Genomic DNA, 24,795 nt, shown 5'->3' on the forward strand with positions numbered 1-24,795 from the left:
GATGGCCCTTCTGGGTGGTTTGGGACTGATCAGCGTGTGGCACGGCGGTGAGCGTACCGGGCGCACCCGCCTCCGGGCGAAGCGAGGGGCGGGGGCTGCTCGGGTTGCCGGGCTCGGGGGTGATCGTTGTCACGGAGGCGGTCCTGGTGGGTCGGTGGGGCTGAGTGCTGATCAGGGCGGGTCGGCCCTGGTCACTGCTGGAAGGAGACGGGCAGCTTCGCGGCCTTGGCGCCGGTCGGGGGGACCTGGAGGGACTTCAGTGCGAACTCCATGACCTTCTTGTAGACGGGGCCGCAGATCTGCCCGCCGAAGTAGCTGCCCTGAGTGGCGTTCTGGATGGCGCAGTAGACGGTAATGCGGGGCTTGTCGGCGGGCGCGAACCCGGCGAACGACGAGGTGTAGCCGTGGTACTTGCCGGTGGCCGGATCCACGCGGTTGGCGGTACCCGTCTTGCCCGCGACGCGGTAGCCGGGGATACGCGCCTTGGTGCCGGTGCCCTCCTCGTCGTCCACGACCGACTCCAGCATCCGCGCGAGGGTCTTCGCCGTCCTGTCGCTGACGACCCGGGTCTTCTCGGGCTTCGGGGCGGGCGTGAACCGGCCGTCGGGGCCTCTGGTGCCGCGCACCAGGGACGGTTCGATCCGTACGCCGCCGTTGGCGATGGTCGAGTACACGGAGGCCGCCTGCATGGCGTTGATGGAGACGCCCTGGCCGAAAGGGATCGTGTACTGCTGCGAGGTCGACCACTTGTCGGGCGGGGCCAGGATGCCCTTGGTCTCGCCCGGGAAGCCGAGCCCGGTGTAGCCGCCGAGGCCGAACTTGCGCAGGTAGTCGTAGAGGACCTTGTTGGCCTGGGCCTGGGTCCTGCCGAGCTGTCCGGTGGCGAGGATGGTGCCGATGTTGCTGGACTTGGCGAGCACGCCGTTGAGCGTGAGGTACCAGGTCGGGTGGTCGATGTCGTCCTTGAACAGCCGGTCGCCGCGGTGCAGCCGGTTGGGCACGACCACGTGGGTGCCGGGGGTGGCGACGTTCTGCTGGAGGACGGCGGCCATCGACATGACCTTGGCGGTGGAGCCGGGCTCGAAGGCGTCCTGGAGCGCGGCGTTGCCGAGGGCGGCCGGGTCGGCGTCGGACAGGTCGTTCGGGTCGAAGCCGGGCGAGTTCGCCATGGCCAGGATCTGTCCGGTGCGGGTGTCCTGGACGATGACGTAGCCGCGGTCGGCCGCCGACTCCTTCACCTGTTCGCTGATGGCGTTCTGGGCGGCCCACTGGATGTCGCGGTCGATGGTGAGCTCGACGTCGCTGCCGGGGACGGCGGGTGTCTCGGTGGAGCCCGCGGTGGGCACCAGCCGGCCGCCGGACTGGGCGTAGCGGATCTTGCCGTCCTTGCCGGCGAGCTGCTTGTTCAGCTGCAGCTCGATGCCGCCGCCGGGCTTGCCCTCGCCGTTGACCCAGCCCAGTATCCCGGCGGCGAGGTCACCGCCCGGGTACACCCGCTTGCTGGTGGCGACGGAGAAGACACCCGAGAGCACGTTGGGCGTGGACTTGTCCGTCTCCGCCTTCTTGGCGAGGGCCGACTTGAGGTCCTTGATCTGCTTCCAGACCTGCGGGGTCTGGCGGGAGGCCAGTTTGACGTAGCGCAGGGCCGTGTTCTTCGGCCGCAGCTTCCCGACCAGGTCCTCCTGCTCCTGGCCGAGGATCGGCGCGAGGAGGGCGGCCGCCTGCTCAGGGCCGTCACCGATCTTCAGCATCTTCGGGGCGAACATCGTGGGGTCGGCGGTGATGTCGTAGGCGTCCTCGCTGGTCGCGAGGGCCACCCCGGAGCGGTCGGTGATCTCGCCCCGGTCGGCGGCCAGCACCTGCCCGACGTACCGGTTCTGCTGGGCCTTGGCGGCGTAGGTGCTCGCGTCGACGGCCTGCACCTGGAACAGCCGCACGACGAAGGCGGTCAGCACCAGGGTCAGCGCGAGGCCGACCAGGCGCAGCCGGGGGCGGGGGCTGCCGAGGCGCAGCGGCTTGGGCGCCGCCGGGCGGGCCTGCCCCGGGCGCCGGGCCGGGCGGGCGCCGGGGCCGGGGCGGCGCCGGGCGTCCGGCCGGGCGGGCCTGGCGGGGCCGGGCACACGGCGACGCGGCGGTTGCCTGTCGGACACTTCCGTCACCTGCCGGGGGTCGGGGCGAGGCCGTCGGTCATGGCCTCGGGGGCGAGGACCAGGGGGGTGTGCGCTGCGGACCGCCGGACACCGGGAGCGGCGCTGGGGACGCCCTTGACGGATCCGTCGGGGCCCAGGAAGGCGGGATCGCCGCCGGGCACCATGCCGAGCTCGCGGGCGCGGCGCTGCAGGGCGTCGGGCGCGGAGTAGGCGTCGATGTCCCGCTGGAGGGCCTGCTCCTCGTCGGTGAGGTTCTTGGTCCCGCGCTGGAGGTCGTCGAGCTTGAACGCGCCTTCGCTGAGCGCCGAGTTCAGCACCAGGAGGGCGATGAGACCGCCGCCGAGGAGGAGGACCACCAGGAGGACGAAGGGCGTGCGGGCGGCCTGCCCGGGGCCGGTCGGGAGGAGCCGCGCGAGTCGGGCCGCCCTCCCCTTCAGTTCGGGTTTGCCGCTCACGCACGCTCCCTCGGTCCGGCCTGCACACGCCTCACTCGACGTCCTCCCTGATGCGCTCGGCCCCGCGCAGCCGCGCCGGTGCCGCTCGCCGGTTCTCGGCGATCTCCTCTTCCGTGGGGAGTTCGGCACCCCGGGTCAGCAGCTTGAGCCGCGGCTGGTAGCGCTCGGGGACGACGGGCAGCCCGGGCGGCGCGGTGGTGGCGGCGCCCGCCGCGAACACCTGCTTGACCAGCCGGTCCTCCAGCGAGTGGTACGACAGCACGGCGATCCGGCCGCCCACGTCGAGCGCCTTCACGGCGGCGGGGATCGCGCGTTCCAGGACGGAGAGTTCGCCGTTGACCTCGATGCGCAGGGCCTGGAAGGTGCGCTTGGCCGGGTTGCCGCCGGTGCGCTTGGCCGCCTGGGGCAGGGCGTCGCGGATCAGTTCGACGAGCCGCGCGCTGTTGCTGAACGGCTCCTTCTCCCGCTCCCGCACGATCGCGCCGACGATCCGCTTGGCCTGCTTCTCCTCGCCGTAGGCCCGCAGGATGCGCACGAGTTCGCCCGGCGGGTAGGTGTTGAGGACCTCGGCGGCGCTGACGCCGGTCGTCTGGTCCATGCGCATGTCGAGGGGGGCGTCCTGGGCGTAGGCGAATCCCCGGTCGGCCTCGTCGAGTTGCATGGAGGAGACGCCCAGGTCGAACAGGACGCCCTGCACGCGCGCGATGCCGAGCCGGTGCAGCACCTCGGGGAGTTCGTCGTAGACGGCGTGGACGAGGGTGGCGCGCTCGCCGTAGGGCGCGAGGCGCTCGCCGGACAGGCGCAGGGCCTCCTTGTCGCGGTCGAGGGCGACGAGCCGGGTGCCGGGGAACCGCGCCAGGAGCGCCTCGCTGTGACCGCCGAGGCCGAGGGTGCAGTCGACGACCACGGCGTCCGGGCCCTCCAGCGCGGGTGCCAGCAGATCCAGGCACCGCTGGAGCATCACCGGGACGTGTCGACTCTCGCTCAAGGGGCCCTCTCAGATCCGGCGCGGCCGTCCGCACCGCCGGGTCCCCGCCCGCTCGTGAAGGGGAGGCCTGCCGGCGCCGGAAGCGTCAGCCGACCGGGAGCGGGAGGAGGCCGAGCCGTACGTACGCGCCGCGCACGCGGGGAGATCTCCGGTCGTGGCCGGGGTCTCCGAAGAATTCAGTCCAGCGGGGAGAGTCTCGCCTCCCGCTTCGCGTCACTTTAGTCCACCGTGTCGCCCGGTCAATCAACCGGCCTGCGCGTCGCCGCCGTTCGCACCGGGACCAGGACACCACCCTTGTGGGCTACCTCACAACCACCCCTGAGCGGCATTCTTTGTCCACTTCCACAGGAGGCTCGGACCGGGTGTGACCAGTAACGTCATGCCTATGACGACTTCTGCATCGGTACCCACGGGTTCGGAGAGCGCCATGACGGCCGACGGCACGGTCACCGACCGTATCGTCGAGGGCAACAGCCGGTACGCGGCGGCCTTCGGGCACGCCGGGATGGACGCCAGGCCGGCCCTCCAGGTGGCCGTCGTGGCCTGCATGGACGCCCGGCTCGACACGCTCGGCGCGCTGGGCCTGGAGCTCGGCGACTGCCACACGATCCGCAACGCGGGCGGTGTGGTCACCGACGACGTGATCCGCTCCCTCACCATCAGCCAGCGCAAGCTCGGCACGCGCAGCGTCGTCCTCGTCCACCACACCGGCTGCGGCATGGAGACCCTCACCGAGGACTTCCGCGGCGAGCTGGAGGCCGAGGTCGGACAGCGCCCGTCGTGGGCGGTGGAGTCCTTCCAGGACGCCGAACAGGACGTACGCCAGTCGATCCGGCGGGTGCGCACCTCGCCGTTCCTGCCGCACACCGACGACGTCCGCGGCTTCGTCTACGACGTGACGACCGGTCTGCTGCGCGAGGTCGACCCGGCCTCCTGACCTGCGCGGCGGGATGCGCCCACCCCGGCCCGCCACCCGCCGCGGCTGTCTGAATCCTGTCAGTCACGCGTTCGAATGGCCGTAACACCGACATATCGCGGCCAGTTGTCCACAGTCGAGTGACACGAATCGGTAACGGCAGCAAGAATGCGGGAGTGGCGTCACGCGGAACTTTTCACGCGTGGTGTCCGTGGTTCGGGGTGGGCCGGCCCGCGTCATGCGGCGTCGGCCCGGGAAAATGGGGTATTCCGTGCTTCCGGGCACGGGAAAGGCCGAGGAGCGCCGGGTGACGACCTATGACGATCGAGCGAGCCATGGGGGTCCCCCCGCCCGAGATTTCTCTCGGGTGGGAGATGACCTGACCGCCGTCGTGGAGCGCGTGCGGGAGTCGGTGGAAGGCGTGATCGAGGGCAAGCCCGAGGTCGTACGGCTCTCCCTGACCGTCCTGCTCGCCGAGGGACATCTGCTGATCGAGGACGTTCCGGGTGTCGGCAAGACGATGCTGGCCAAGGCGCTGGCGCGGTCCATCGACTGCTCGGTGCGGCGCATCCAGTTCACACCCGACCTGCTGCCGTCGGACATCACCGGTGTGTCCATCTGGGACCAGCAGCGCCGTGACTTCGAGTTCAAGCCGGGCGCGATCTTCGCGCAGGTGGTGATCGGCGACGAGATCAACCGCGCCTCGCCCAAGACGCAGTCCGCCCTCCTGGAGTCGATGGAGGAGCGCCAGGTCACCAGCGACGGCAACACCTACGAGCTGCCCAGCCCCTTCATGGTGGTGGCGACGCAGAACCCGGTCGAGATGGAGGGCACCTACCCGCTCCCGGAGGCCCAGCGCGACCGCTTCATGGCCCGGGTCTCGGTCGGCTACCCGAGCGCGGAGGCCGAGCTGAAGATGCTGGACGTGCATGGCGGCGTCTCGCCGCTGGAGGACCTCCAGCCCGTGGCCCACGCGCACGAGATCCTCAAGCTCATCGAGGCGGTGCGCGGGGTGCACGTCGCCGAGCCGGTCCGGCGCTACGTGGTCGACCTGGTCGCCGCCACGCGCACCCACCCCGACCTCAGACTCGGCGCCTCCCCGCGCGCGACGCTGCACCTGCTGCGCGCGGCCAAGGCGTCCGCGGCCCTGAGCGGCCGGGAGTACGCGCTGCCCGACGACGTGCAGGCCCTCGCCGTCGCCGTCCTGGCCCACCGGCTGCTGCCCACCGCGCAGGCCCAGCTCAACCGGCGCACCGCCGAGCAGGTCGTCGAGGAGATCCTGCAGCGCACCCCGGTGCCGTCCGGCCCGCAGCAGCAGAGCGGCTTCGGCGGCCTGGGCCGCACGGCGCCGACCTATCCCCAGCAGCCGCCGCGGAGGCTGTGATGACCACCGCGGGGGCGGGGCAGGCGGAGGCCGACCGGGGCGAGAAGGGCGGCATCCGCACCGCCCTGGCCGGTCTGACCACCCGCGGACGCTCCTTCCTGGCCGCCGGCGTCGCGGCCGCGATCTGCTCCTACGTGCTCGGCCAGAGCGACCTGCTGCGCGTGGGCCTGCTGCTGGCGGTGCTGCCGCTGGTGTGCGCCGCCGTGCTGTACCGCACGCGCTACCGGGTCGCGGGCAGTCGCCGGCTCTCCCCCGCGCGCGTGCCCGCCGGCAGCGAGGCCCGCGTCCACCTGCGGATGGACAACGTCTCGCGGCTGCCCACGGGCCTGCTGATGCTCCAGGACCGGGTGCCCTACGTGCTCGGCCCCCGGCCCCGCTTCGTGCTCGACCGGGTGGAGGCGGGCGGCCGGCGCGAGGTGTCCTACCGGGTGCGCTCCGACCTGCGCGGCCGCTACCCGCTGGGGCCGCTGCAGTTGCGTCTGACCGACCCGTTCGGCATGTGCGAGCTGACCCGGTCCTTCTCGACGTACGACACCCTCACGGTCATCCCGCGCGTGGAGTCGCTGGCGCCGGTGCGCCTCAGCGGCGAGTCGAAGGGGTACGGCGACGGGCGGCAGCGCTCGCTCGCACTGGCCGGCGACGACGACGTCATCCCGCGCGGTTACCGCTACGGCGACGACCTGCGGCGGGTCCACTGGCGCTCCACCGCCCGCTACGGCGAGCTGATGGTGCGCCGCGAGGAACAGCCGCAGCGCGCCCGGTGCACGGTGCTGCTGGACACCCGGGGCATCGCCTACCAGGGCGCGGGGCCCGACTCGCCCTTCGAGTGGGCCGTGTCGGGTGCCGCCTCGGTCCTGGTGCACATGATCGAACGGGGCTACTCGGTACGGCTGCTGACCGACACCGGCGACGTGGTGCCCGGTGAGGGCACGGACGGCTTCGCGGGCGCGAGCCAGGAGTCGGCGGACGCGGCCGGCCTGATGATGGACACCCTCGCGGTGATCGGCCACTCCGACGGCGCGGGCCTGTCCCGGGCCTACGACGTGCTGCGCGGCGGGAACGAGGGGCTGCTGGTGGCCTTCCTCGGCGATCTGGACGAGGACCAGGCCGCCGTGCTGGGCCGGATGCGTCAGCGCAGCCCGGGGGCGGTGGCCTTCGTACTGGACAGCGACACCTGGATGCGGGAACCGAGTGACGTGGCCGGCCCGTCGGACAGGAGCGGAGAGCGGCTGCGGATGCTGCGCGAGGCCGGCTGGACGGCCCTGCGTGTGCCGCGGGGGGCCGCCATGGACGAGCTGTGGCGCCTGGCCGACCGGGAGCGCAGGGGCGTGGCCGCCGCGAGCGGCGGGGAGGGACCGTGATGAGCGGGCGGGTACGACTGACCCTGGGCGCCTGGGCGGCCACGCTGATGGCCGCGTGCGCCCTGCTGCCCCTCGTCAGACCGGCCACCTGGATCGTGCAGGCGGCTTTCCTGCTGGCGCTGCAGTCGGGCGTGGGAGCGGCCGCCCGCCGGGTGCCGCTGGCCCGGCCGCTGACGGTGGCGGCCCAGGCCGTGGTGACCGTGGCCCTGCTGACCTTCGTGTTCGCCCGTGAGCAGGCGCTGGCCGGGGTGATTCCCGGGCCGCAGGCCTTCGACCGGTTCGCGCTGCTGCTGCGGCAGGGCGGTGACGACATAGCGCGGTACGCCATTCCGGCACCGCTGGAGTCCGACGGCATCCGGCTGATGCTGCTGGCCGGGGTGCTGGTCGTCGGACTGCTGGTGGACACCCTCGCGGTCACCTTCCGCAGCGCCGCTCCGGCCGGGCTGCCCCTGCTCGCCCTGTACTCGGTGGCGGCAGGGCTGTCGGACGGGGGCTCGGACTGGCTGTGGTTCCTGGTGGCGGCGGCCGGCTATCTGATGCTGCTGCTGGCCGAGGGGCGGGACCGGCTCTCGCAGTGGGGGCGGGTCTTCGGCGGCGCTCAGCGCACGGCGGGCGGGGAGTCGAGCGGCGTGGTCGCCCCGGTCCGCACCGGCCGGCGCATCGGCGTGGTCGCGCTGGGCATCGCCCTGGTGGTGCCGCTCGCCCTGCCCACGATGAACGGCGGCCTGCTCGACTCGGTGGGAGCGGGCGCGGGTGGCGGATCCGGCGGCGGGGGCACGATCTCCGCCGTGAACCCCCTGGTTTCCCTGCGGGACAGCCTCAACGCGGACGAGGACCAGCAGGTGCTGTCCGTGCGGACCGGGGCGGCAGACGTTTCGGACCTGTATCTGCGGATCGTGTCCCTCGACGACTTCGACGGCACCACGTGGAAGCCGTCGCGGCGGTCCATCACCGCCGTCCCCGACGGCTCCTTCCCGGACCCGGTCGGCCTCAGTCCGGACGTCAAGCGCACGGAATTCGACACCGCGATCACGGCGGCCGACTGGTACGCACAGGACTGGCTGCCCATGCCGTACCCGCCGAGCGGGGTGCGCATCAGCGGCAACTGGCGGTACGAGCCGCAGGGCATGACGCTGGTCGGCGATCACGGGCAGAACACACGGGGCCTGACGTACCAGGTCAAGAGCCTGGACGTGCGGCCGACGGCGGAGCAGCTCGCCGCGGCCGCACCGGCGCCCGCGGACATCGAGCGCGAGTTCACCGAGCTCCCCGACTCGCTGCCGTCGGTGGTGTCCCGCACCGCCCGCAAGGTCACCGCGGGCGCGGCCAACCCCTACGACCGGGCGGTCAAGCTCCAGGACTGGTTCGCCGTGTCCGGCGGCTTCGAGTACGACACGCAGGTGCAGGTGGGCAGCGGCTCGCAGGCGATCGCCCGTTTCCTGAAGGACAAGCAGGGCTTCTGCGTGCACTTCTCCTTCTCGATGGCGGCGATGGCCCGCTCCCTGGGCATACCGGCCCGGGTGGCGGTGGGCTTCGCGCCCGGGTCCCCGCAGGCGGACGGCTCGGTGTCGGTGGGGCTGCGGGACGCGCACGCCTGGCCCGAGCTGTACTTCGAGGGCGTGGGGTGGACCCGCTTCGAGCCGACCCCGAACCGCGGTTCCATACCGGCGTACACCCTGCCCGACAACCCGGGCACGTCGGTCCCGGACGACGCCCGTCCTTCCCAGTCGGCGTCCACCGCGCCGTCCGCGGCGCCCTCGGCGAGCGAGACCTGCACGCCGGAGCAGAAGAAGCTGGACGGCGGCTGCTCGAGTGAATCGCCGCAGGCGGCGCTGCCCACGGACGACGACGGGCCCAAGTGGTACGCGTTCCTGGTGTGGGCCCTGGCCGGCCTGGCCGTCCTGGCGCTCCCGCTGGCACCGATGCTGTGGCGGCTGCGGACCCGCGCGGCCCGGCTCGGGGCACACGGCCGGGGCGAGGCGGACACGGCGCCGCACACCCTGGCCGTCTGGCAGGAGCTGACCGACACCGCGTGGGACTTCGGCATCGCGCCGGACGAGTCGCAGACGCCGCGCAAGGCGGCGGCCCGCATGGTCCGCCTCGGCGATCTCGACGCGACGGCCGCGGCCTCGGTGCACCGGGTGGCGAACGCGGTGGAGCAGGTCCTGTACGCCCCGCACCCCCGCCCGGTGGCCGGCCTCACGGAGGACGTCCGTCGTGCCACGGCGGGCCTCGGCGCGGCAGCCGGCCGCCCGGCCAGGCTCCGCGCACTCCTGGCTCCGCGTTCCACCGCGCGCGTGGTGTGGGCGCTGTCGGCCTGGTGGACGAGGGTCCGCGAGCGCGCCGTGGCACTGCGTCCGACCTGGCGCAAGACGTCGGGCCAGCAGGGCTGAGCACTCTGCCGGGCAGGGGACCCCGGAAGGGCTGGGCTCTCTGCCGAGCAGGAGCCCGGCGGGGCTGAGCACTCTGCCGGGCAGGGGACCCCGGAAGGGCTGGGCTCTCTGCCGAGCAGGAGCCCGGCGGGGCTGAGCACTCTGCCGGGCAGGAACCGGCAGGGCTGAGCTCCCTGCCGGGCAGGGCACGGCAGGGTTGCCCAACTACGGAGGGCAAACGTCAGGGGGTGACCACCGAGTCGGTGGTCACCCCCTGAGCTACGTGTTCATCGGGGACTGACGCGTTTACCTGGGCATCGCGAGGCTGCGCGGGGGCTAATGGCCACCCTGCTCGTCGCGGCGCTTCTGCCAGCGCTGCTCGATGCGGTCCATGACGGAGCGACGCTGCCGGCCCTGTCGGCGGGCGTGAGGCCCGGCGGCACCGGCCGCCTGCTCACCCGGCTTGGGAGCCTTGCGCCAGCCGGTCACAGCGAGCACCGCACAGCCCAGCATGACGAGGAAGCCCACGACGCTGAGCCAGACCTGCTTGGCGACCATTCCGGCCATGAGGAGCGCGATACCTACGAGGAAGCCCGCGACCGCCTGGTAGACCCGTCGCCGGGTGTACGTGCGCAGCCCGCTTCCCTCAAGCGCTGTCGCGAACTTGGGATCTTCGGCGTACAGCGCTCGCTCCATTTGCTCGAGCATGCGCTGCTCGTGCTCCGAGAGCGGCACGGAGTCCTCCTCATCGTGCAGTCGCCGGGGCGACCCGGGGGGTCCCTTCAGGATAGGCAGGGAATCGCCCCCGTGAAACCCGCCCCTCTGCGCCAATTGACCAACCGGAACCCGCCATGGGCGTCCCGGCTCGCTGAGGCTTCCATTCCCCGGCGGCCGATCCGTCATGCCGGAACGGTCTCCCTCGATCATACGGCGCGCCGCCCCCATTCGGGGGGCCTGTGGCGTACTCCATGCGCAGCCAAGGCGCTGATCAGCGGCGGTGCCTCACGGGTGACCTCAGGCCCCGGCCGCCTCATCGGTCTCGTCGGTCCCACCAGTCCCACGAGCCCCAGGGGCCTCGCCGGTCACGCCCAGCACGTGCAGCTGGGTGGCGACGGAGTGGAACGCGGGGAGCTCGGCCGCGGCCTCCTCCAGCTTCAGCAGCGCTTCCAGGGCTCCGGGCTCGGTGTCGACGAGGACGCCGGGCACGAGGTCGGCGAAGACCCGCACGCCGTGCACGGCACCGACGTGCAGCCCTGCACCCTCGACCAGCTCGGTGAGCTGCTCGGCGGTGAAGCGGCGCGGTACGGGGTCACCCGTGCCCCATCGTCCGTTCGGGTCGCCGAGTGCCTGGAGGGCCTCCTTGAAGTGCCCGGCGAGGGCGCGGGCCAGGACGGCACCGCCCAGCCCGGCGGCGAGCAGGCTGAGCACGCCCTCCGGGCGCAGGGCGGCGACCACGTTGCGGATGCCCTCGGCCGGGTCGTCCACGTACTCCAGGACGCCGTGGCACAGCACCGCGTCGTAGCCCCCGCGCTCGGCCACCTCGAAGAGGCCGTGGGCGTCGCCCTGGACGCCCTTGACGCGGTCGGCGACGCCGGCCTCGGCGGCGCGGCGCTCCAGGGCGAACAGCGCGTTGGGGCTGGGGTCGACGACGGTGACCCGGTGGCCGAGGCGGGCGGCGGGCACGGCGAAGTTGCCGCTGCCGCCTCCGGTGTCGAGGACGTCCAGCGACTCCCGACCCGTGGCCTTGACCCGGCGCTCCAGGGCGTCCTGGAGGACCTCCCAGACCACGGCGGTACGGAGTGAGGCGCGGGGGCGCATCGGGTCCGACACGTCAGTTGACTCCTCGGCGCGGCACCGCCTCTTGCACGGCGGCGCGAACGGGGCGTCTCCCCCGGCCCCGGTCCCGGGGAGGGAAGACTTCAGGCGTCCCCCACCCTATTGCCTCGGTGGCGGCGTCCGGATGCCCCGGTCCCGGGATGTCCCGCGGGTCGGGCGGGCTCGGGCCGCGGTCAGCCCGCGTCCGGCATGTCACTGCCCGCGCCGGGGCCCTCCGGCCGGTCCTGGTCCGGGCGGGGCTGCGGGAGGACCGGCTGCAGGACCAGCATCCGCTCGACGAGGCGTAGGAACATCGCCACGTCGCGTATGAGGTCGTCGGCGTCCCGGCCGGTGGCCGCGCCCTGGATGCCGGCCTCGGCCCGGGCGCGGCGCCGGGCACCGGCGGCGAACAGCGCGCTCCACTCGGCCAGTTCGGGTGCGATCTCGGGGAGCACTTCCCAGGCGCTGCGGATCTTGGCCCGGGCCCGGGGCGAGGTCTCCGGACGCCCCCGGGCGGCGAGCACCGCGGCGGCGGTGCGCAGGGCGGCGAGGTGGGCCGTCGCGTAGCGCTCGTTGGGCGTTTCCAGGGTGGTGGCCTCGTCGAGGCTCGCGCGCGCCTGGGCGAGCAGGTCGAGGGCGGCGGGCGGGGCCGTGGCCCGGCGGAGCACGGGGTGCACGTCGCTCGCCGGGCCGGTCAGTGAGGGGGCAGGGCCGGTGGCGCGGCGCCGGCGGGCGGCTGCTGCGTGATAGCTGGCCATGACGAACCTCCTGTCGTCAGTTGACGGCACGTCACGTCACGGAGTGCCGTATGTGACCCATCGTGAGGTATGGCACTGACAATCCGTTCTGACCTGCCGTTTTGCTTCGCTCGTAGGTTCGGAGTAGTTTTTGCACTGACCAGTCAGTTCAAATTCAGGGGAAGCGCGTGGGGGAACAGGCAGGAGGGGTGCGGATCGCCGCCGACGGCCTCGGGGTCAAGGGGCCACGGGGGTGGGCGGTCCGCGGGATCTCCGTCGACGCCGAGCCGGGGGCGCTCGTCGCGGTGGTGGGCCCGTCCGGGACAGGCCGGACGTGCCTGCTGCTCGCGCTGACGGGCCGGATGAAGGTCGCGGAGGGCACGGCCGTCGTGGGTGACGCGAGGCTGCCCAAGCACATGGCGGCCGTGCGCGGCATCAGCGCACTGGCACACGTCCCGGGGGTCACCGACCTCGACCCGGCCCTGACCGTGGGCGAGCACCTGCGCGAGCGGGCACTGCTCCAGCGGCGGTTCGGCGCCTCGCTGCGCGCGCTGCTGCGCCCCCGTCGCGAGAGGGCGGCCGAGGCCCGGCGGCGCGTGGACGCCGCGCTCGAAGCCGCCGGGCTCGACCTGGAGGCCCTGCCGAAGGGGCCGCGCACGGCCGTACGGGACCTGGAGCGCCTGGAGGCGCTGCGGCTGTCGATCGCCCTCGCCCTGGTCGGCGAGCCGCGCCTGCTCGGCGTCGACGACGCCGACCTCAAGCTGTCGGACGCCGAGCGGGAGGAGGTCCGGGCGCTGCTGAGGTCCCTGGCCGACGCCGGGAGGACGGTCGTGGCGGTGTGCAGCGAGGCCCCCGAGGGCGCCGTGAGGATCTCCACCGCGCAGAGCGCCGAGGAGCGGGAAGCCGAGGTGGACGGAGCCCGCGAGGCAGACGGAGCCCGCGAGGCGGGCGAGACCGAGCAGACGGACCGCACGGACCAGACGGACCGGACAGACCAGCCGGACCGGACAGACCAGCCGGACCAGTCGGACCACGGGGACCCGAAGGACGCAGACCAGAAGGACGCGGCAGACCAGAAGGACGCGGCGGACCTGAAGGACGCCGCAGACCGGGTGAACGAGGCCGACGAGGCCGGTCAGGGACAGGGAGAGGGGAAGGCCGATGCGGTCGCCGAAACTCGCCGCTCTTGAGCTGCGCCGCTTCGGGCGGGGGAAGCTGCCGCGCGCCGCGCTGGTCGCGCTGCTGGTACTGCCGCTGCTGTACGGCGCGCTGTACCTGTGGTCGTTCTGGGACCCGTACGGCCGTCTGGACCGGATCCCGGTCGCGCTCGTGAACGACGACAAGGGGGCGACCGCCGACGGCAGGAAGATCACGGCGGGCGACGACATCACGAAGGGCCTGCGGGACAGCAAGACCTTCGACTGGCGGGAGGTGAGCGCCGCCGAGGCCCGCAGGGGCGTCGAGGACGGCACCTACTACCTGTCGCTCACCCTGCCCGCCGACTTCAGCGAGCGGATCGCCTCCAGCTCGGGGAACACCCCGGAGACCGGCGCCCTCCAGGTGCGCACGAACGACGCGAACAACTACATCGTCGGGCAGATCTCCCGGACGGTCTTCAGCGAGGTGCGGCAGGCGGCGTCCACGAAGACGTCCCGGTCCTTCCTGGACAAGATCTTCGTGTCGTTCTCCGACATCCACGGCAAGACCGTGAAGGCGGCGAAGGGCGCCGACCGGCTCAACGGCGGCATCGACAAGGCCGAGAAGGGCTCCAAGAGCCTCGCCGACGGCCTGAAGAACGCCAAGGGCGGCAGCGGCAAGCTCGCCGCCGGCCTGAAGAAGCTGGACACCGGCGCGGGTGACCTGGAGGACGGTTCGAAACGGGTCGCCGAGGGCACGCAGAAGCTCGCCGACCGGGTCAACGGCACCGCCGACAAGGTCGGCCCGTTCCTCAAGGGCAACGAGAAGACCATCGGCGACACCGCCCAGCTGGTCGCCGACTCCTCCGGGGTGATCCGCAAGCACCTCGACACCCTGGTGAGGACGGCCCCGACCGCCGCCAAGGGCGCCCGTGCGGCCTCCGGCAAGCTCAACGACGTCTACGCCCGGCGCTGCGACGACCCGGTCCTGCCCGACGCGGCCTGCTCCGACCTGAAGACGGCCAAGGACGCCGCAGCCGAGGTGACCACCATCGCGGACGACCTCGACACGCTGATCGCGGACCAGGACGGCGACCTCGACAAGCTCGACAAGAACCTCGCCACCCTGCAGAAGCAGTCCCAGGCGCTGGCGAACCGCGCCCCGCACCTGTCCGAGGACCTCACCGACGCCGTCAAGAAGATCAACGCGCTGAACGACGGTGCGGCCGAGGTCGCCGCCGGTGCGAAGAAGCTGCACAAGGGGATCGGCACGGCCAAGACCGGTGCCGTCGGCCTGGACAAGGGCCTCGGCAAGCTGAAGACGGGCGCGGACGACCTCAACGGCGGGATCTACAAGCTCGTCGACGGCTCCGGGAAACTCGCCGGAGGCCTGCACGACGGGGCCGAGAAGATCCCCGACTACGACGAACAGGACCGCGACCGGCGCACCGAGGTCATGGCCGACCCCGTGCGGCTCGCCTCGCACGACATGCACAAGGCGCCCAACTACGGCACCGGCTTCGCCCCGTACTTCATCCCGCTCTCCCTCTGGGTCGGTGCGATGGTGGCGTACATGCTGATCGCGCCCATGAACCGGCGGGCGCTCGCCGCGGGAGCGCCGGCGTGGCGGATCGCGCTGGCGGGCTGGTTGCCGGTGGTGGCGATCGGGGTGCTCCAGACGGTGGCGCTGATGTCGGTGCTGCACTGGGCGGTCGGCCTGCAGATGGCCCGAGCGGCCGGGACGGTGGGCTTCCTGTTCCTGGTGACGGCGTGCTTCGCGGCGATCGTGCAGTGGCTGAACGCGCGCTTCGGGGCGGCGGGCCGGATCCTCGTCCTCGCGCTGCTGATGCTCCAGCTGACCTCGGCGGGCGGCACGTACCCCGTCCAGACCAGTCCGGGGTTCTTCAACGCGCTCCACCCGTTCCTGCCGATGAGCTACGTCGTCGAGTCCCTCAGGCGGCTGATCACCGGAGGGGGACTCGAACCGGTGTGGCAGGCCTGTGTGGTGCTGACGGCGTTCACCGCGGGTGCCCTCGCGCTGACCGCCGTGGCGGCCCGCCGGCGCCAGGTGTGGACTCTGGACCGGCTGCACCCGGAGCTGAGCCTGTGAGCCCCACCGTCGCTTCCACCGGAAATATTCCTGTGACAATCGGGGCCATGGAAAGCAGCAGTGCCGCGTCGGGCGGCAGCACGCGCCGCGAGGCCACCCGGCAGAAGCTCTACGAGGCGGCCGTCACGCTCATCGCCGAGCAGGGGTTCTCCGCCACGACCGTGGACGAGATCGCCGAGCGTGCCGGGGTCGCGAAGGGCACCGTCTACTACAACTTCGCGAGCAAGTCCGTCCTCTTCGAGGAGCTGCTGCGGCACGGAGTGGGTCTGCTGACCGCCTCCCTGCGCGAGGCGGCCGAGCGGACCGCGGCCGAGGGCGGCAGCAAGGTCGACGCCCTGGACGCGATGATCCGCGCCGGGCTGGTCTTCATCGACCGCTACCCGGCCTTCACGCAGCTGTACGTGGCCGAGCTGTGGCGCACCAACCGGACCTGGCAGTCCACGCTGATGGTGGTCAGGCAGCAGGCCGTGGCGGTCGTGGAGGACGTGCTGCGCGACGGTGTGGCGGGCGGGGAGTTCAGCGAGGAGATCGACATCTCGCTGACGGCGTCCGCGCTGGTCGGCATGGTGCTCGTGGCCGCGCTGGACTGGAAGTCGTTCCAGGCGGAACGCTCCCTGGACGACGTCCACGCGGCGCTGTCCCGACTCCTCCAGGGCCGGGTCAGCGGCTGCCGCTGAACGGCCCTGCCCCGGGGCGGCTGCCGCTGATCGGCCCTGCCCCGCGGGCGGTTGCCGCTGAGCCGCCCGCTCCGCACAGGTGAAAGCGCCGGTCCGGTGTGGCCGCGTCCCCCGCGGGCCACCTCGAACCGGCGCTTCCCCCTCCCCCGTCTTCCTTCTCCTGCTCCCCCGTGCGTCCCCCCGCAGGAACCCCCGTGCGGTCGTCCCCCGGTTTTCCCCGGTCACCCGGATCTCCCCCGTGTCTCGCTCCCGCCGACGGCGTCGGCGGAAGGAGCGGATCGCGGGCCGGCTCCGTTCCGGCGCCCCGTGTCGCCGGTGCCGGAGCCGTGCCCCTCTCCGTGCCTCCACTCTCCCGTCCGCGCAGGCCGGCCCCCATCCGCGCGCGTACTCAACTCCCCGGCTAGGTACGCGTACTCAGGGGTGCGCAGGGAACCCCACGGCGCCCGCCGCCGTCTGGTCACGACGACGTCCGCGCCCGTACTCGGCAGACCGCGCGCCGGGGCTGTCGGCGGGGGCCGATAAAGTCGCCGGCATGGCACGGATTGCGGTGATCGGCGCCGGGATGGGCGCGCTGGCGGCTGCCGCCCGGCTGGCCGTCGCGGGCCACCGGGTGGCGGTGTACGAACGGACGGACACCTACGGCGGAGCCCTGCGCCGCTTCGAGCGCGACGGGTTCTCCTTCGACACGGGCCCCGCCCTGCTGCCGCTGCCCGCCGTGTACCGCGACCTGTTCGTGAAGACCGGCAAGGAGCCGCTGGAGTCCTGCGTCGATCTGGTGCAGGTCGACCCGTCGGCCCGGCACGTGTTCGCGGACGGCACCGAGGTGTCGCTGCCGAACGCCTCCCGCGCGGGCGTCGTCGCCGCCCTGGACGAGGCGCTCGGCGCGGGCGCGGGGCAGCGCTGGGGCGACTTCCTGGTCCGGGCCCGCGAGGCCTGGGACCGGACCCGCCGGCCGCTGCTGGAGGAACCGCTCTGGCCCAACTGGCAGGTGCTGGCCGAGCGCGAGCCCTACCCGTCGGTGCCCCACAAGCGGCTGCTGCGCACCCGCCGGGCGGCCACCCTCGCCGAGATCGGCGCCTGGGAGCTGCGCGACCCCCGGCTCACCGCCCTCCTGGAGAGTCATGCCCTCGGCCACGGCCTGGACCCCCGTCTCACCCCGGCGAGCGCGGCCGTGCTGCCGTACATGGAGCACGCCTTCGGCACCTGGTACGTGCGCGGCGGGCTGCGGGAGCTGGCGCGGGCCGTCCACGAGCGGTGTCTGGCCCGGAAGGTCGAGTTTCACTTCGGTGCCGACGTCACCGGTGTGCTGGAGAAGGACGGCCGGGCGTCAGGGGTGGAGTTCGCCGACGGGTCGGTGGCGGAGGCGGACTTCGTGGTCGCCGGGGTCGCGCCCGCCGCACTGGCCCGGCTGACGGCGGGCACCGTCGTACGGGGGGACGGCGAAGTGCCGCCGCAGCCGGCCGCGGCGTCCCGGCTGACGGTCCTGCTGGCCCTGCGCGGCGCCCGCCCCGGGGGCACGGCACACCGCACGGTGGTGCACGCCCCGGACCGCGAGGCGGAGCTGGAGGCCCTGTTCGGCACGGCGGCCGGGACCCGGCGCCCCACCGTCACGGTCCTGCGGCCCGACGACCCGAGCTCCGCCCCGGCGGACCACGAGGCGGTCACCCTCACGACGGTGGTGCCCGCGCGTCCCGGCCGGTCCCACGACGACTCCGCCGATCTCGCCGACCTGGCCGACCTGGCCGACCTGGCCGACCTGGCCGACCTGGCCGATCACATGATCACCGTCGCCGAACGGGCCGTACCCGGGCTGCGCGACCGTCTCCTCTGGCACGAGGTGAGCACGCCGGACGACATCGCGGACGCGACGGGCGCGCCGGGCGGAGCGGTTCCGGTGCCGGCCCTGGCGGCGGGCGGCGGACGGCTGCTGCACCCGGCCAACGGCACGCGGGTGCCGGGCCTGTTCGCCGTGGGCGGCTGGGCTCATCCCGGCGGCGGGCTGCCGCACGCGGGAATGTCGGGCGCGCTGGTGGCGGGGCTGATCGTGGAGGGGCCGGAGTTCCGCGGCTCGCAGTGAGGACGGCGCCGCCGCGGGGCGGGGTCCTCAGAAACGGTACTGCTCGTCGAAGCCGTTCCCCTGCGGCTGCTGCCCGCCGCCCTGGTAGGGGTACGGCTGCTCGGGCGGCAGTTCCTGCCCGTACTCGTCGGTGTTGCGCTGCTGCGGGACCCACACGCCGCCGGGCGGGGTCTCCCCGCCGTAGGTGCCGGCGTACTGCTCCTGGCCGTACGCCTGCTGACCGTAGTACTGCTGCTCGCCGTAGGTGCCGTCGTAGGTGCCCTGACCGTAGTTCGACGAGCCGATGTACGGGTCCGAGTAGGCGGCGTACTGCTGCTGGCCGGTGGCGTCGTAGCCCTGCTGCGTCCCGTAGCCGGAGTAGTCGTAGGCGTAGGACTGGTCGGCGGCCTGGGCGGCGTACTGGTCGTGGGGCTGCTGGCCCGCGGTCTGGTACCCGGTGTCGTAGACGCCGTACGAGCCGCTGTCCTCGGGCATGGGCTGGGGCTCGTAGACGGCGGTGGTCTCGGCCGACGCCGGCTGGGCGGAGCGGGCGGGGGTGAAGACGTCGTCCCCGTCGTAGTCGTCGCCCGGGCCGTGGGGGGCGGGGTCGCGGCGGTAGGCGGCCGCCCCGTCGTCGTAGCCGCCCTCGGCCTCGAGGCCGGTGACCTCCAGCGTCGGCTCCTGGCGGCCGCGCTCGCCGCGGCGGCGCTTGCTGCCGCCCAGCGCGGGCGCGTTCATCGCCCAGCCGGCCGCGAAGCCGCTGCGGAACGACAGGGTGACGTAGGTCTGCCCGACCGCGAAGGCGGCCGCTCCCACTCCGATCACGACCACCGACGGGATCAGCACACCGACGACGACACCGAGGAACCCGGCGAAGGCCAGCAGGCGCCAGCGCAGCCGCGCCTTGTACTGCAGCAGCACCTCGCCCAGCAGCCACAGCGCGACGATGCCGAACGCGATGTAGAGGACCGCCCAGCCCATGTACGCCCCTCTCCCAGTGGCCGCTACGCAGTGTGTCGTATACCGGTGCGAACGGTCTAGGCCTGCGGTGAGTGGTGCAGGCCCAGGTTCTCGTAGATCTCCAGTGTCGCGGTGGAGTTGTTCAGCGTGATGAAGTGCAAGCCGGGCACGCCCTCGTCGAGCAGCCGCGCACAGAACTCCGTGGCGAATTCGATCCCAATGGAGCGTACAGCGGCCGGATCGTCTTTTGCTGTGAGGATCCGCTCTTTCAGGGCAGCGGGGAACGCGGCGTTGGTGAGGGAGCCGATCCGCTCCAGGGTCTTCACGCTGGCGATCGGCATGACCTCGGGAATGATCGGGGTGTCGCAGCCGGCGGCCGAGACCCGGTCGCGCAGCCGGAGGTAGTCCTCGGGCTGGAAGAACATCTGCGTGATGGCGTAGTCCGCGCCCGCACGGCACTTGTCGACGAAGTGGCGGACGTCGGTCTCCCAGTCGCGGGAGCGCGGGTGCATCGCCGGGAAGGCGGCGACGCCCACACAGAAGTCGCCGGAGGCCTTGATCAGTTCCACGAGCTCGGCGGCGTAGGCGAGGCCCCGCGGATGCGGCACCCACTCACCCATCGGGTCGCCGGGCGGGTCACCGCGCAGGGCGAGCATGTTGCGGATCCCGGCGTCGGCGTACTGGCCGATGATGTTGCGCAGATCGGCCACCGAGTGGTCGACCGCGGTGAGGTGGGCGATCGGGGTGAGGGTGGTGTCGGAGGCGATCGCCTCGGTCGCCTTGACCGTGCCCGCGCGGGTGGAACCGCCCGCGCCGTAGGTCACGGAGACGAAGTCGGGCGCCACCGCCTCGACCCGGCGCAGCGCGTTCCACAGGTTCCGCTCGCCCTTCGGGGTCTTGGGGGCGTAGAACTCGAACGAGTACGTCGTCTTGCCGGCTGCGAGCATGTCGCGGACGGTGCGCGCGTGGTCCGACCTGATGGATGCGGTGCCGAGGGCCATACCGGCAGGTTAGCCAGGGGCTGTCGGTCCCCCAACCGCAGGCCGACATTTGCCCGGATTGTCCGCTTGCTGTCCATCCCTTGGACAGACCGTCGTCACCACGCCTCCCGAAGCCGCTCCTACGCCTCCCGCAGCCGCTTGGCGAACTCGGACGCCGCGGCCCCCGGGTCGTCGGCCTCGGTGATCGCCCGTACGACGACGACGCGCCGGGCCCCGGCCTCCAGGACCTGATCGAGGCGGGACAGGTCGATGCCGCCGATGGCGAACCAGGGGCGGTCGGTGCCGAGGGCGGCCGTGTACCGGACGAGGTCCAGGCCGGGTGCGTGACGGCCGGGCTTGGTCGGCGTCGGCCAGCACGGGCCGGTGCAGAAGTAGTCCACGCCCTGCTGGAGGGCTGCCGCGGCGGCCTCGGACTCGGCGTGGGTGGAGCGGCCGATCAGGACGTCGTCGCCGAGGATCGCGCGGGCCGCGGGGACCGGGAGGTCGCCCTGGCCGAGGTGCAGGACGTCGGCGCCGGCGGCGTGGGCGACGTCCGCCCGGTCGTTGACCGCGAGCAGCTTGCCGTGCCGGGCGCAGGCCTCGGCGAGGACGGCCAGGTGCTCCAGCTCCTCACCGGCCTCCATGCCCTTGTCCCGCAGCTGCACGATGTCGACGCCGCCGGCCAGCACGGCGTCGAGGAACTGCGGCAGGTCGCCCTGCCGCTTGCGCGCGTCGGTGCAGAGGTAGACCCGGGCGTCGGCGAGCTGGGCCCGTGCGGTGGCGGCGGTGCCGGTCATGCGTGTCCCCCTGGATGTCGTGGCGTACGGGTGTCCGCGTGGGCGCCGTGCGGCGCGGGATCGCCCCGGCCCGCCGCGCACGCCTCGGGCACCCTACGCCTGCCCCCGGCACGGACGGACGGGCCCCACCGGGCGTCGCGGCCCCGCGGTGAGCGGCGCCGCGGGAGGCCGGGAGGTGCGCAGGTCGCCCGGGCACGAGGCACCCCCGGGCCGTGACCCCCGGGCCACGGCCCCACGTCGGGCGGTTGTTCAGGTCCGGTCCCGCTCGCACGGCACCGGACGGTTGTCCGGTCGCGGCCGGGTCAGACCGCGAGCGCCTGGGCGCGGCGCTTCACCTCCGTGCCGCGGTTCTCGCTGAGCGCCTGCGCGGGGGTGCCGGGCAGGCTGTCGTCCGGGGTGAAGAGCCACTCCAGCATCTCTTCGTCCGTGAAGCCGTCGTCCCGCAGCAGTGTCAGGGTCCCGGACAGGCCCTTGACGACCTTGTCCCCGTCGATGAAGGCGGCGGGGACGTGCAGCGCGCGGTTCTCACCTCGGCGTACGGCGATGAGCTGGCCGTCCTTGACCAGCTGCCGCACACGCGTCACCTCGACGCCGAACTGTTCGGCGATGTCGGGGAGGGTGAGCCAGGCGGGGACGAGAGCATCGATCTTTGCGTCAATCTCGGTCACGGGAACCAGCCTGCCATTCGCCACTGACAGTCGGAAGCCGGGCGGTCCACCCGGGCGGGGCCCGCTAGGCCGTGGCCGCCTTCATGGGCCGGGCCGGATCCGCCAGCAGCACCGGGTTCATCGCCGTGCCCGATTCGATCAGGCGGCGGCCCTGCGCCAGGTCCCGGGGCCGGCCCACCGCCAGCAGCGCGACCAGGCGTTCACCCCGCAGCCAGCACACCGTCCAGGCCGGGCCGGAGGGGTCGCCCCGCCACAGGGTCGTGTCCGCGGCCGGGTGGTGCCCGGCGTACTGGACGAACCGCCCGAACTGCTCGGACCAGAAGTAGGGCACCGGGTCGTACACCGCCGAGGGCTCGCCGGTGGCCCCTCCGACGATGTTCACGGCGACCGTGCGCGGCCCCTGGAGCGCGTTGTCCCAGTGGTGGATCAGCAGGCGCTCGCCGTAGCGCCCGGAGGGGAAGGACGCGCAGTCGCCGACCGCGTACACGTCCGGCAGGGTCGTGCGCAGGTGCTCGTCGGCGACGATCTCGCCGTGGGTGCCCAGCGCGATACCGGAGCCGGCCAGCCAGGCCGTGGCGGGGCGGGCGCCGATGCCGACGACGACCGCGTCCGCGGGCAGCCGCGAGCCGTCGTCGAGGACGACCGCACCGGGCTCGACGCGCTCCACGCGCGCGTGCGTGCGCAGGTCCGCCCCCGCGTCGGTGTACCAGCCGGCCATCGGGGCGGCGACCTCGGCGGGCAGCGCCCCGGCGAGGGGGCGTTCCGCGGCCTCCACCACGGTCACCGCGCAGCCCGCCTCGCGCGCGGCCGTGGCGAACTCCGCGCCGATCCAGCCCGCGCCGACGACCACGATGTCGTGCCGGCGGGCCAGCACGGGCCGCAGCCGCTCGGCGTCGTCCAGGGTGCGCAGCAGGTGCACGCCCGGCACGCCGTCGGTGCCGGGCAGCCGGACGGGTTCCGCGCCCGTCGCGACGACCAGGACGTCGTACGGCACGGGCCCGACCTCGGTGTCCAGCTCGTGGTCGGCGGGGCGCACGCCCAGCACCTCGCAGCCGAGCCGCAGTTCGATGCCGAGGGCTTCGAAGTCGACGTCGAAGGCGGAGCCCTCGGACTTGCCGAGCAGGACGGCCTTGGACAACGGGGGCCGGTCGTAGGGCTGGTGGGGCTCGGCGCCGATCAGGATCACGTCACCGGTGAAGCCCTGCTCGCGCAGCGCGACGGCGGTCTGCACCCCGGCCATGCCCGCACCGGCCACGACGACGCGCCGCGGCGCGGACGAACCTGGTTCCTGCGTCTGCTCGCTCACCTGATCACCATAGACACCTGACGTTCTGTCAGTCAGTGCTCGTGCGCCGTGACCTGCTCCACAACGCTCGTGCCGTTGCCCCGCTGGGACTCCCACTCCCAGGTCTCCTCCAGCCGCACCCGACCGTCGGGCAGCTCCACGACCGAGGAGACGCAGTGCCCGGAGGACGTGGTGCCGTCCCGCTTGAGCTGGACGTACCGGAAATCCAGCCGGTCACCTTCCCGGGTACCCACCAAGTGCCCGCGTACGACGTCACCGCCGGTGTACTCGGCCCAGATCTCGCCCTGCCGCTCGTGATAGGTGAACCGGGTGCGGGTGCCCACCTGGCCCGGGGCCTGGTCGGCGACCGGGGCGAGGACGAGACCGTCGAGGGATCGGGCCATGGGACGAGGCTCCCTTACTGCTGGACAGGGCATCGGGCTAGGGTGGCCAACGTAAAGCACTCGCGGGAGCCCGGACGCACCGGGCTGAGAGGGAGGCTGGCGGCCTCCGACCGTACGAACCTGATCCGGGTCATGCCGGCGAAGGGAGGGGCTGGACGCCCATGTCGCCTACGTCCACATCGACGTCCGCGTCGTCAGACGTCCTGGTCATCGGGGGCGGGATCATCGGCCTGGTCACGGCCTGGCGGGCCGCGCAACGCGGGTTCGCCACGGCCGTCGTGGACCCCGAGCCCGGCGGCGGAGCCGCACAGGTGGCCGCCGGGATGCTGGCCGCCGTCACGGAACTGCACTACGGCGAGCAGACCCTGCTCGGCCTGAACCTCGCCTCCGCCCGCCGCTACCCGGACTTCGCCGCCGAGCTCACCGAGCTGACCGGCCGGGACCTCGGCTACCGCCGCTGCGGCACGCTCGCCGTGGCGCTGGACGCCGACGACCGGGCCCACCTGCGCGAACTGCACGCCCTGCAGCAGCAGTCGGGGCTGGAGTCGCAGTGGTTGTCGGGGCGCGAGTGCCGGCGCCTGGAGCCGATGCTCGCGCCGGGGGTGCGCGGGGGGCTGCGGGTCGACGGCGATCACCAGATCGACCCCCGGCGGCTGGCCGGGGCGCTGGTCGCCGCGTGCGAGCGGACGGGCGTGGTCTTCCACCGCACGTGGGCGGAGCGGCTCACCGTCGTCCGGGAGCGGGCCGCGGGCGCCGTCCTGGCCGACGGGAGCGAGGTGGCCGCCGGACAGGTGGTGCTCGCCGCGGGCAGCCTGAGCGGCCGGCTCCCGGGCGTCCCCGAGGACGTGCTGCCTCCCGTGCGGCCGGTGAAGGGGCAGGTCCTGCGGCTGACCATGCCGCAGCGGCACGGGCCGTTCCTGAGCCGCACGGTGCGCGCGGTCGTGCGCGGCAGCCACGTCTACCTGGTGCCGCGGGCGAGCGGCGAGCTGGTCGTCGGGGCCACCAGCGAGGAGCTGGGCTGGGACACCACCGTGACCGCGGGCGGCGTGTACGCGCTGCTGCGGGACGCGCACGAACTGGTCCCGGGCATCACCGAGCTGCCGCTCACCGAGACCCGGGCCGGTCTGCGGCCCGGCTCCCCCGACAACGCGCCCCTGCTCGGCCCGACCGGTCTGGAGGGCCTGCTGCTGGCCACCGGGCACTACCGCAACGGCGTCCTGCTCACCCCCGTGACCGGCGACGCCCTGGCCCACGTCCTGGCGACGGGCGAACTCCCCGAGGAGGCCCGCCCCTTCACGCCGAAGCGCTTCTCCCCCGCCACCGCACTCACGGAGCAGCCCGTATGAACATCTCCGTCAACGGCGAGCCCCGGGACGTCGGGCCCGGCACGGCTCTCGACACGGTCGTGAGGTCGCTCACCGCCTCGCCCTCGGGTGTGGCCGCCGCCCTCAACGAGACCGTCGTCCCCCGCACCCAGTGGCCCTCCACGCCCCTCTCCGAGGGAGACCGCGTGGAAGTCCTCACCGCCGTCCAGGGAGGCTGAC

Annotated in this window: 22 protein-coding genes and 1 riboswitch; of the genes, 10 read left to right on the plus strand and 12 right to left on the minus strand. The window is 73.2% G+C overall.

From position 1 onward, the window contains the following. Nucleotides 1-191: 191 nt before the first annotated feature. The 3 genes from ACFV20_RS30010 to rsmH are packed head-to-tail and all read right to left on the minus strand — an operon-like array spanning nt 192 to nt 3,593. On the minus strand, nt 192-2,150 hold the full coding sequence (locus ACFV20_RS30010; protein WP_385662173.1) for a peptidoglycan D,D-transpeptidase FtsI family protein: 1,959 nt from the start codon (nt 2,148-2,150) through the stop codon (nt 192-194). Between the two features lie 5 nt (nt 2,151-2,155). Continuing rightward, nucleotides 2,156-2,605 carry a hypothetical protein gene (locus tag ACFV20_RS30015; RefSeq protein WP_385662176.1) on the minus strand — a complete coding sequence of 150 codons (450 nt, stop codon included), beginning with the start codon at nt 2,603-2,605 and terminating at the stop codon, nt 2,156-2,158. Between the two features lie 31 nt (nt 2,606-2,636). Then, nucleotides 2,637-3,593, minus strand: a complete 957-nt coding sequence (rsmH, locus tag ACFV20_RS30020) for a 16S rRNA (cytosine(1402)-N(4))-methyltransferase RsmH (protein WP_385662179.1) — start codon at nt 3,591-3,593, stop codon at nt 2,637-2,639. Nucleotides 3,594-3,978: 385 nt separating this feature from the next. On the opposite strand from rsmH, the gene ACFV20_RS30025 reads away from it, so the two are divergent. From ACFV20_RS30025 to ACFV20_RS30040, 4 genes are all read left to right on the plus strand, one after another. Continuing rightward, on the plus strand, nt 3,979-4,530 hold the full coding sequence (locus ACFV20_RS30025) for a beta-class carbonic anhydrase (protein ID WP_385662182.1): 552 nt from the start codon (nt 3,979-3,981) through the stop codon (nt 4,528-4,530). Between the two features lie 286 nt (nt 4,531-4,816). Beyond that, nucleotides 4,817-5,893 carry an AAA family ATPase gene (locus ACFV20_RS30030; RefSeq protein WP_385662184.1) on the plus strand — a complete coding sequence of 359 codons (1,077 nt, stop codon included), beginning with the start codon at nt 4,817-4,819 and terminating at the stop codon, nt 5,891-5,893. Beyond that, on the plus strand, nt 5,893-7,254 hold the full coding sequence (locus tag ACFV20_RS30035) for a DUF58 domain-containing protein (RefSeq protein ID WP_385662185.1): 1,362 nt from the start codon (nt 5,893-5,895) through the stop codon (nt 7,252-7,254). Before ACFV20_RS30030 ends, ACFV20_RS30035 begins: the two co-directional genes overlap by 1 nt. Then, nucleotides 7,254-9,647: a DUF3488 and DUF4129 domain-containing transglutaminase family protein gene (locus ACFV20_RS30040; protein WP_385662187.1), complete on the plus strand. Its 2,394-nt coding sequence runs from the start codon at nt 7,254-7,256 to the stop codon at nt 9,645-9,647. Before ACFV20_RS30035 ends, ACFV20_RS30040 begins: the two co-directional genes overlap by 1 nt. 315 nt (nt 9,648-9,962) lie before the next feature. On the opposite strand, the gene ACFV20_RS30045 is transcribed toward ACFV20_RS30040, so the two are convergent. The 3 genes from ACFV20_RS30045 to ACFV20_RS30055 all read right to left on the minus strand — a co-directional run bounded on the left by ACFV20_RS30045 (nt 9,963) and on the right by ACFV20_RS30055 (nt 12,199). Continuing rightward, nucleotides 9,963-10,361 (minus strand): DUF3040 domain-containing protein, encoded by a 399-nt coding sequence (locus ACFV20_RS30045; RefSeq protein WP_385662190.1) that lies wholly within the window; start codon nt 10,359-10,361, stop codon nt 9,963-9,965. A gap of 279 nt (nt 10,362-10,640) precedes the next feature. Then, nucleotides 10,641-11,456, minus strand: coding sequence for a methyltransferase (locus ACFV20_RS30050; RefSeq protein WP_385662193.1), 816 nt, complete (start codon nt 11,454-11,456; stop codon nt 10,641-10,643). Nucleotides 11,457-11,635: 179 nt separating this feature from the next. Further along, nucleotides 11,636-12,199, minus strand: coding sequence for an SAV_6107 family HEPN domain-containing protein (locus ACFV20_RS30055; protein WP_385662196.1), 564 nt, complete (start codon nt 12,197-12,199; stop codon nt 11,636-11,638). 167 nt (nt 12,200-12,366) lie between these two features. Here ACFV20_RS30055 and ACFV20_RS30060 point away from each other — a divergent pair, with 167 nt between their 5' ends. The 4 genes from ACFV20_RS30060 to ACFV20_RS30075 all read left to right on the plus strand — a co-directional run bounded on the left by ACFV20_RS30060 (nt 12,367) and on the right by ACFV20_RS30075 (nt 18,178). Then, nucleotides 12,367-13,368: an ATP-binding cassette domain-containing protein gene (locus tag ACFV20_RS30060; RefSeq protein ID WP_385662198.1), complete on the plus strand. Its 1,002-nt coding sequence runs from the start codon at nt 12,367-12,369 to the stop codon at nt 13,366-13,368. After that, the gene (locus ACFV20_RS30065) at nt 13,340-15,424 is read left to right on the plus strand and encodes a YhgE/Pip family protein (RefSeq protein WP_385662201.1); all 2,085 of its coding nucleotides are present in this window, start codon (nt 13,340-13,342) and stop codon (nt 15,422-15,424) included. Before ACFV20_RS30060 ends, ACFV20_RS30065 begins: the two co-directional genes overlap by 29 nt. Before the next feature lie 47 nt (nt 15,425-15,471). After that, complete coding sequence (locus tag ACFV20_RS30070; RefSeq protein ID WP_366709661.1) at nt 15,472-16,101, plus strand: TetR/AcrR family transcriptional regulator; 630 nt, start codon at nt 15,472-15,474, stop codon at nt 16,099-16,101. Between the two features lie 532 nt (nt 16,102-16,633). After that, nucleotides 16,634-18,178, plus strand: coding sequence for a phytoene desaturase family protein (locus ACFV20_RS30075; protein ID WP_385662205.1), 1,545 nt, complete (start codon nt 16,634-16,636; stop codon nt 18,176-18,178). 27 nt (nt 18,179-18,205) lie between these two features. Here the strand turns inward: ACFV20_RS30075 and ACFV20_RS30080 are convergent, their stop codons facing one another. From ACFV20_RS30080 to ACFV20_RS30105, 6 genes are all read right to left on the minus strand, one after another. Beyond that, nucleotides 18,206-19,138 carry a hypothetical protein gene (locus tag ACFV20_RS30080; protein ID WP_385662208.1) on the minus strand — a complete coding sequence of 311 codons (933 nt, stop codon included), beginning with the start codon at nt 19,136-19,138 and terminating at the stop codon, nt 18,206-18,208. Between the two features lie 56 nt (nt 19,139-19,194). Beyond that, complete coding sequence (gene metF / locus ACFV20_RS30085; protein WP_385662211.1) at nt 19,195-20,118, minus strand: methylenetetrahydrofolate reductase [NAD(P)H]; 924 nt, start codon at nt 20,116-20,118, stop codon at nt 19,195-19,197. Nucleotides 20,119-20,237: 119 nt separating this feature from the next. Continuing rightward, on the minus strand, nt 20,238-20,894 hold the full coding sequence (gene thiE / locus ACFV20_RS30090) for a thiamine phosphate synthase (protein ID WP_385662213.1): 657 nt from the start codon (nt 20,892-20,894) through the stop codon (nt 20,238-20,240). Nucleotides 20,895-21,196: 302 nt separating this feature from the next. Next, nucleotides 21,197-21,562: an Rv2175c family DNA-binding protein gene (locus tag ACFV20_RS30095; protein ID WP_030848153.1), complete on the minus strand. Its 366-nt coding sequence runs from the start codon at nt 21,560-21,562 to the stop codon at nt 21,197-21,199. A gap of 64 nt (nt 21,563-21,626) precedes the next feature. After that, nucleotides 21,627-22,868, minus strand: a complete 1,242-nt coding sequence (locus ACFV20_RS30100) for an NAD(P)/FAD-dependent oxidoreductase (RefSeq protein ID WP_385662216.1) — start codon at nt 22,866-22,868, stop codon at nt 21,627-21,629. Nucleotides 22,869-22,900: 32 nt separating this feature from the next. Continuing rightward, a complete protein-coding gene (locus ACFV20_RS30105; protein WP_385662219.1) occupies nt 22,901-23,251 on the minus strand; it encodes a hypothetical protein in 351 nt (116 codons plus the stop codon). 52 nt (nt 23,252-23,303) lie between these two features. Next, nucleotides 23,304-23,415, plus strand: a riboswitch (TPP riboswitch). Here ACFV20_RS30105 and thiO point away from each other — a divergent pair. Both thiO and thiS read left to right on the plus strand, forming a co-directional pair. Further along, complete coding sequence (gene thiO, locus ACFV20_RS30110) at nt 23,413-24,597, plus strand: glycine oxidase ThiO (protein WP_385662222.1); 1,185 nt, start codon at nt 23,413-23,415, stop codon at nt 24,595-24,597. It overlaps the preceding riboswitch by 3 nt. Then, entirely contained in the window at nt 24,594-24,794 is a 201-nt protein-coding gene (thiS, locus tag ACFV20_RS30115) for a sulfur carrier protein ThiS (RefSeq protein WP_053671923.1), read from the plus strand. The genes thiO and thiS overlap by 4 nt, the downstream gene beginning before the upstream one ends. Nucleotide 24,795: the final 1 nt, after the last annotated feature.

The organism is Streptomyces sp. NPDC059696 (assembly GCF_042733745.1).
Taxonomy (GTDB): domain Bacteria; phylum Actinomycetota; class Actinomycetes; order Streptomycetales; family Streptomycetaceae; genus Streptomyces.

What these genes read in the sequence shown, in the direction of transcription:
- ACFV20_RS30025 (WP_385662182.1), top strand. Translation starts at nt 3,979, where the DNA reads ATGACGACTTCTGCATCGGTACCCACGGGTTCGGAGAGCGCCATGACG.
- ACFV20_RS30035 (WP_385662185.1), top strand. Translation starts at nt 5,893, where the DNA reads ATGACCACCGCGGGGGCGGGGCAGGCGGAGGCCGACCGGGGCGAGAAG.
- ACFV20_RS30040 (WP_385662187.1), top strand. Translation starts at nt 7,254, where the DNA reads ATGAGCGGGCGGGTACGACTGACCCTGGGCGCCTGGGCGGCCACGCTG.
- ACFV20_RS30055 (WP_385662196.1), bottom strand. Translation starts at nt 12,199, where the DNA reads ATGGCCAGCTATCACGCAGCAGCCGCCCGCCGGCGCCGCGCCACCGGC.
- ACFV20_RS30065 (WP_385662201.1), top strand. Translation starts at nt 13,340, where the DNA reads ATGCGGTCGCCGAAACTCGCCGCTCTTGAGCTGCGCCGCTTCGGGCGG.
- ACFV20_RS30070 (WP_366709661.1), top strand. Translation starts at nt 15,472, where the DNA reads ATGGAAAGCAGCAGTGCCGCGTCGGGCGGCAGCACGCGCCGCGAGGCC.
- ACFV20_RS30075 (WP_385662205.1), top strand. Translation starts at nt 16,634, where the DNA reads ATGGCACGGATTGCGGTGATCGGCGCCGGGATGGGCGCGCTGGCGGCT.
- ACFV20_RS30080 (WP_385662208.1), bottom strand. Translation starts at nt 19,138, where the DNA reads ATGGGCTGGGCGGTCCTCTACATCGCGTTCGGCATCGTCGCGCTGTGG.
- metF (WP_385662211.1), bottom strand. Translation starts at nt 20,118, where the DNA reads ATGGCCCTCGGCACCGCATCCATCAGGTCGGACCACGCGCGCACCGTC.
- thiE (WP_385662213.1), bottom strand. Translation starts at nt 20,894, where the DNA reads ATGACCGGCACCGCCGCCACCGCACGGGCCCAGCTCGCCGACGCCCGG.
- ACFV20_RS30105 (WP_385662219.1), bottom strand. Translation starts at nt 23,251, where the DNA reads ATGGCCCGATCCCTCGACGGTCTCGTCCTCGCCCCGGTCGCCGACCAG.
- thiO (WP_385662222.1), top strand. Translation starts at nt 23,413, where the DNA reads ATGTCGCCTACGTCCACATCGACGTCCGCGTCGTCAGACGTCCTGGTC.
- thiS (WP_053671923.1), top strand. Translation starts at nt 24,594, where the DNA reads ATGAACATCTCCGTCAACGGCGAGCCCCGGGACGTCGGGCCCGGCACG.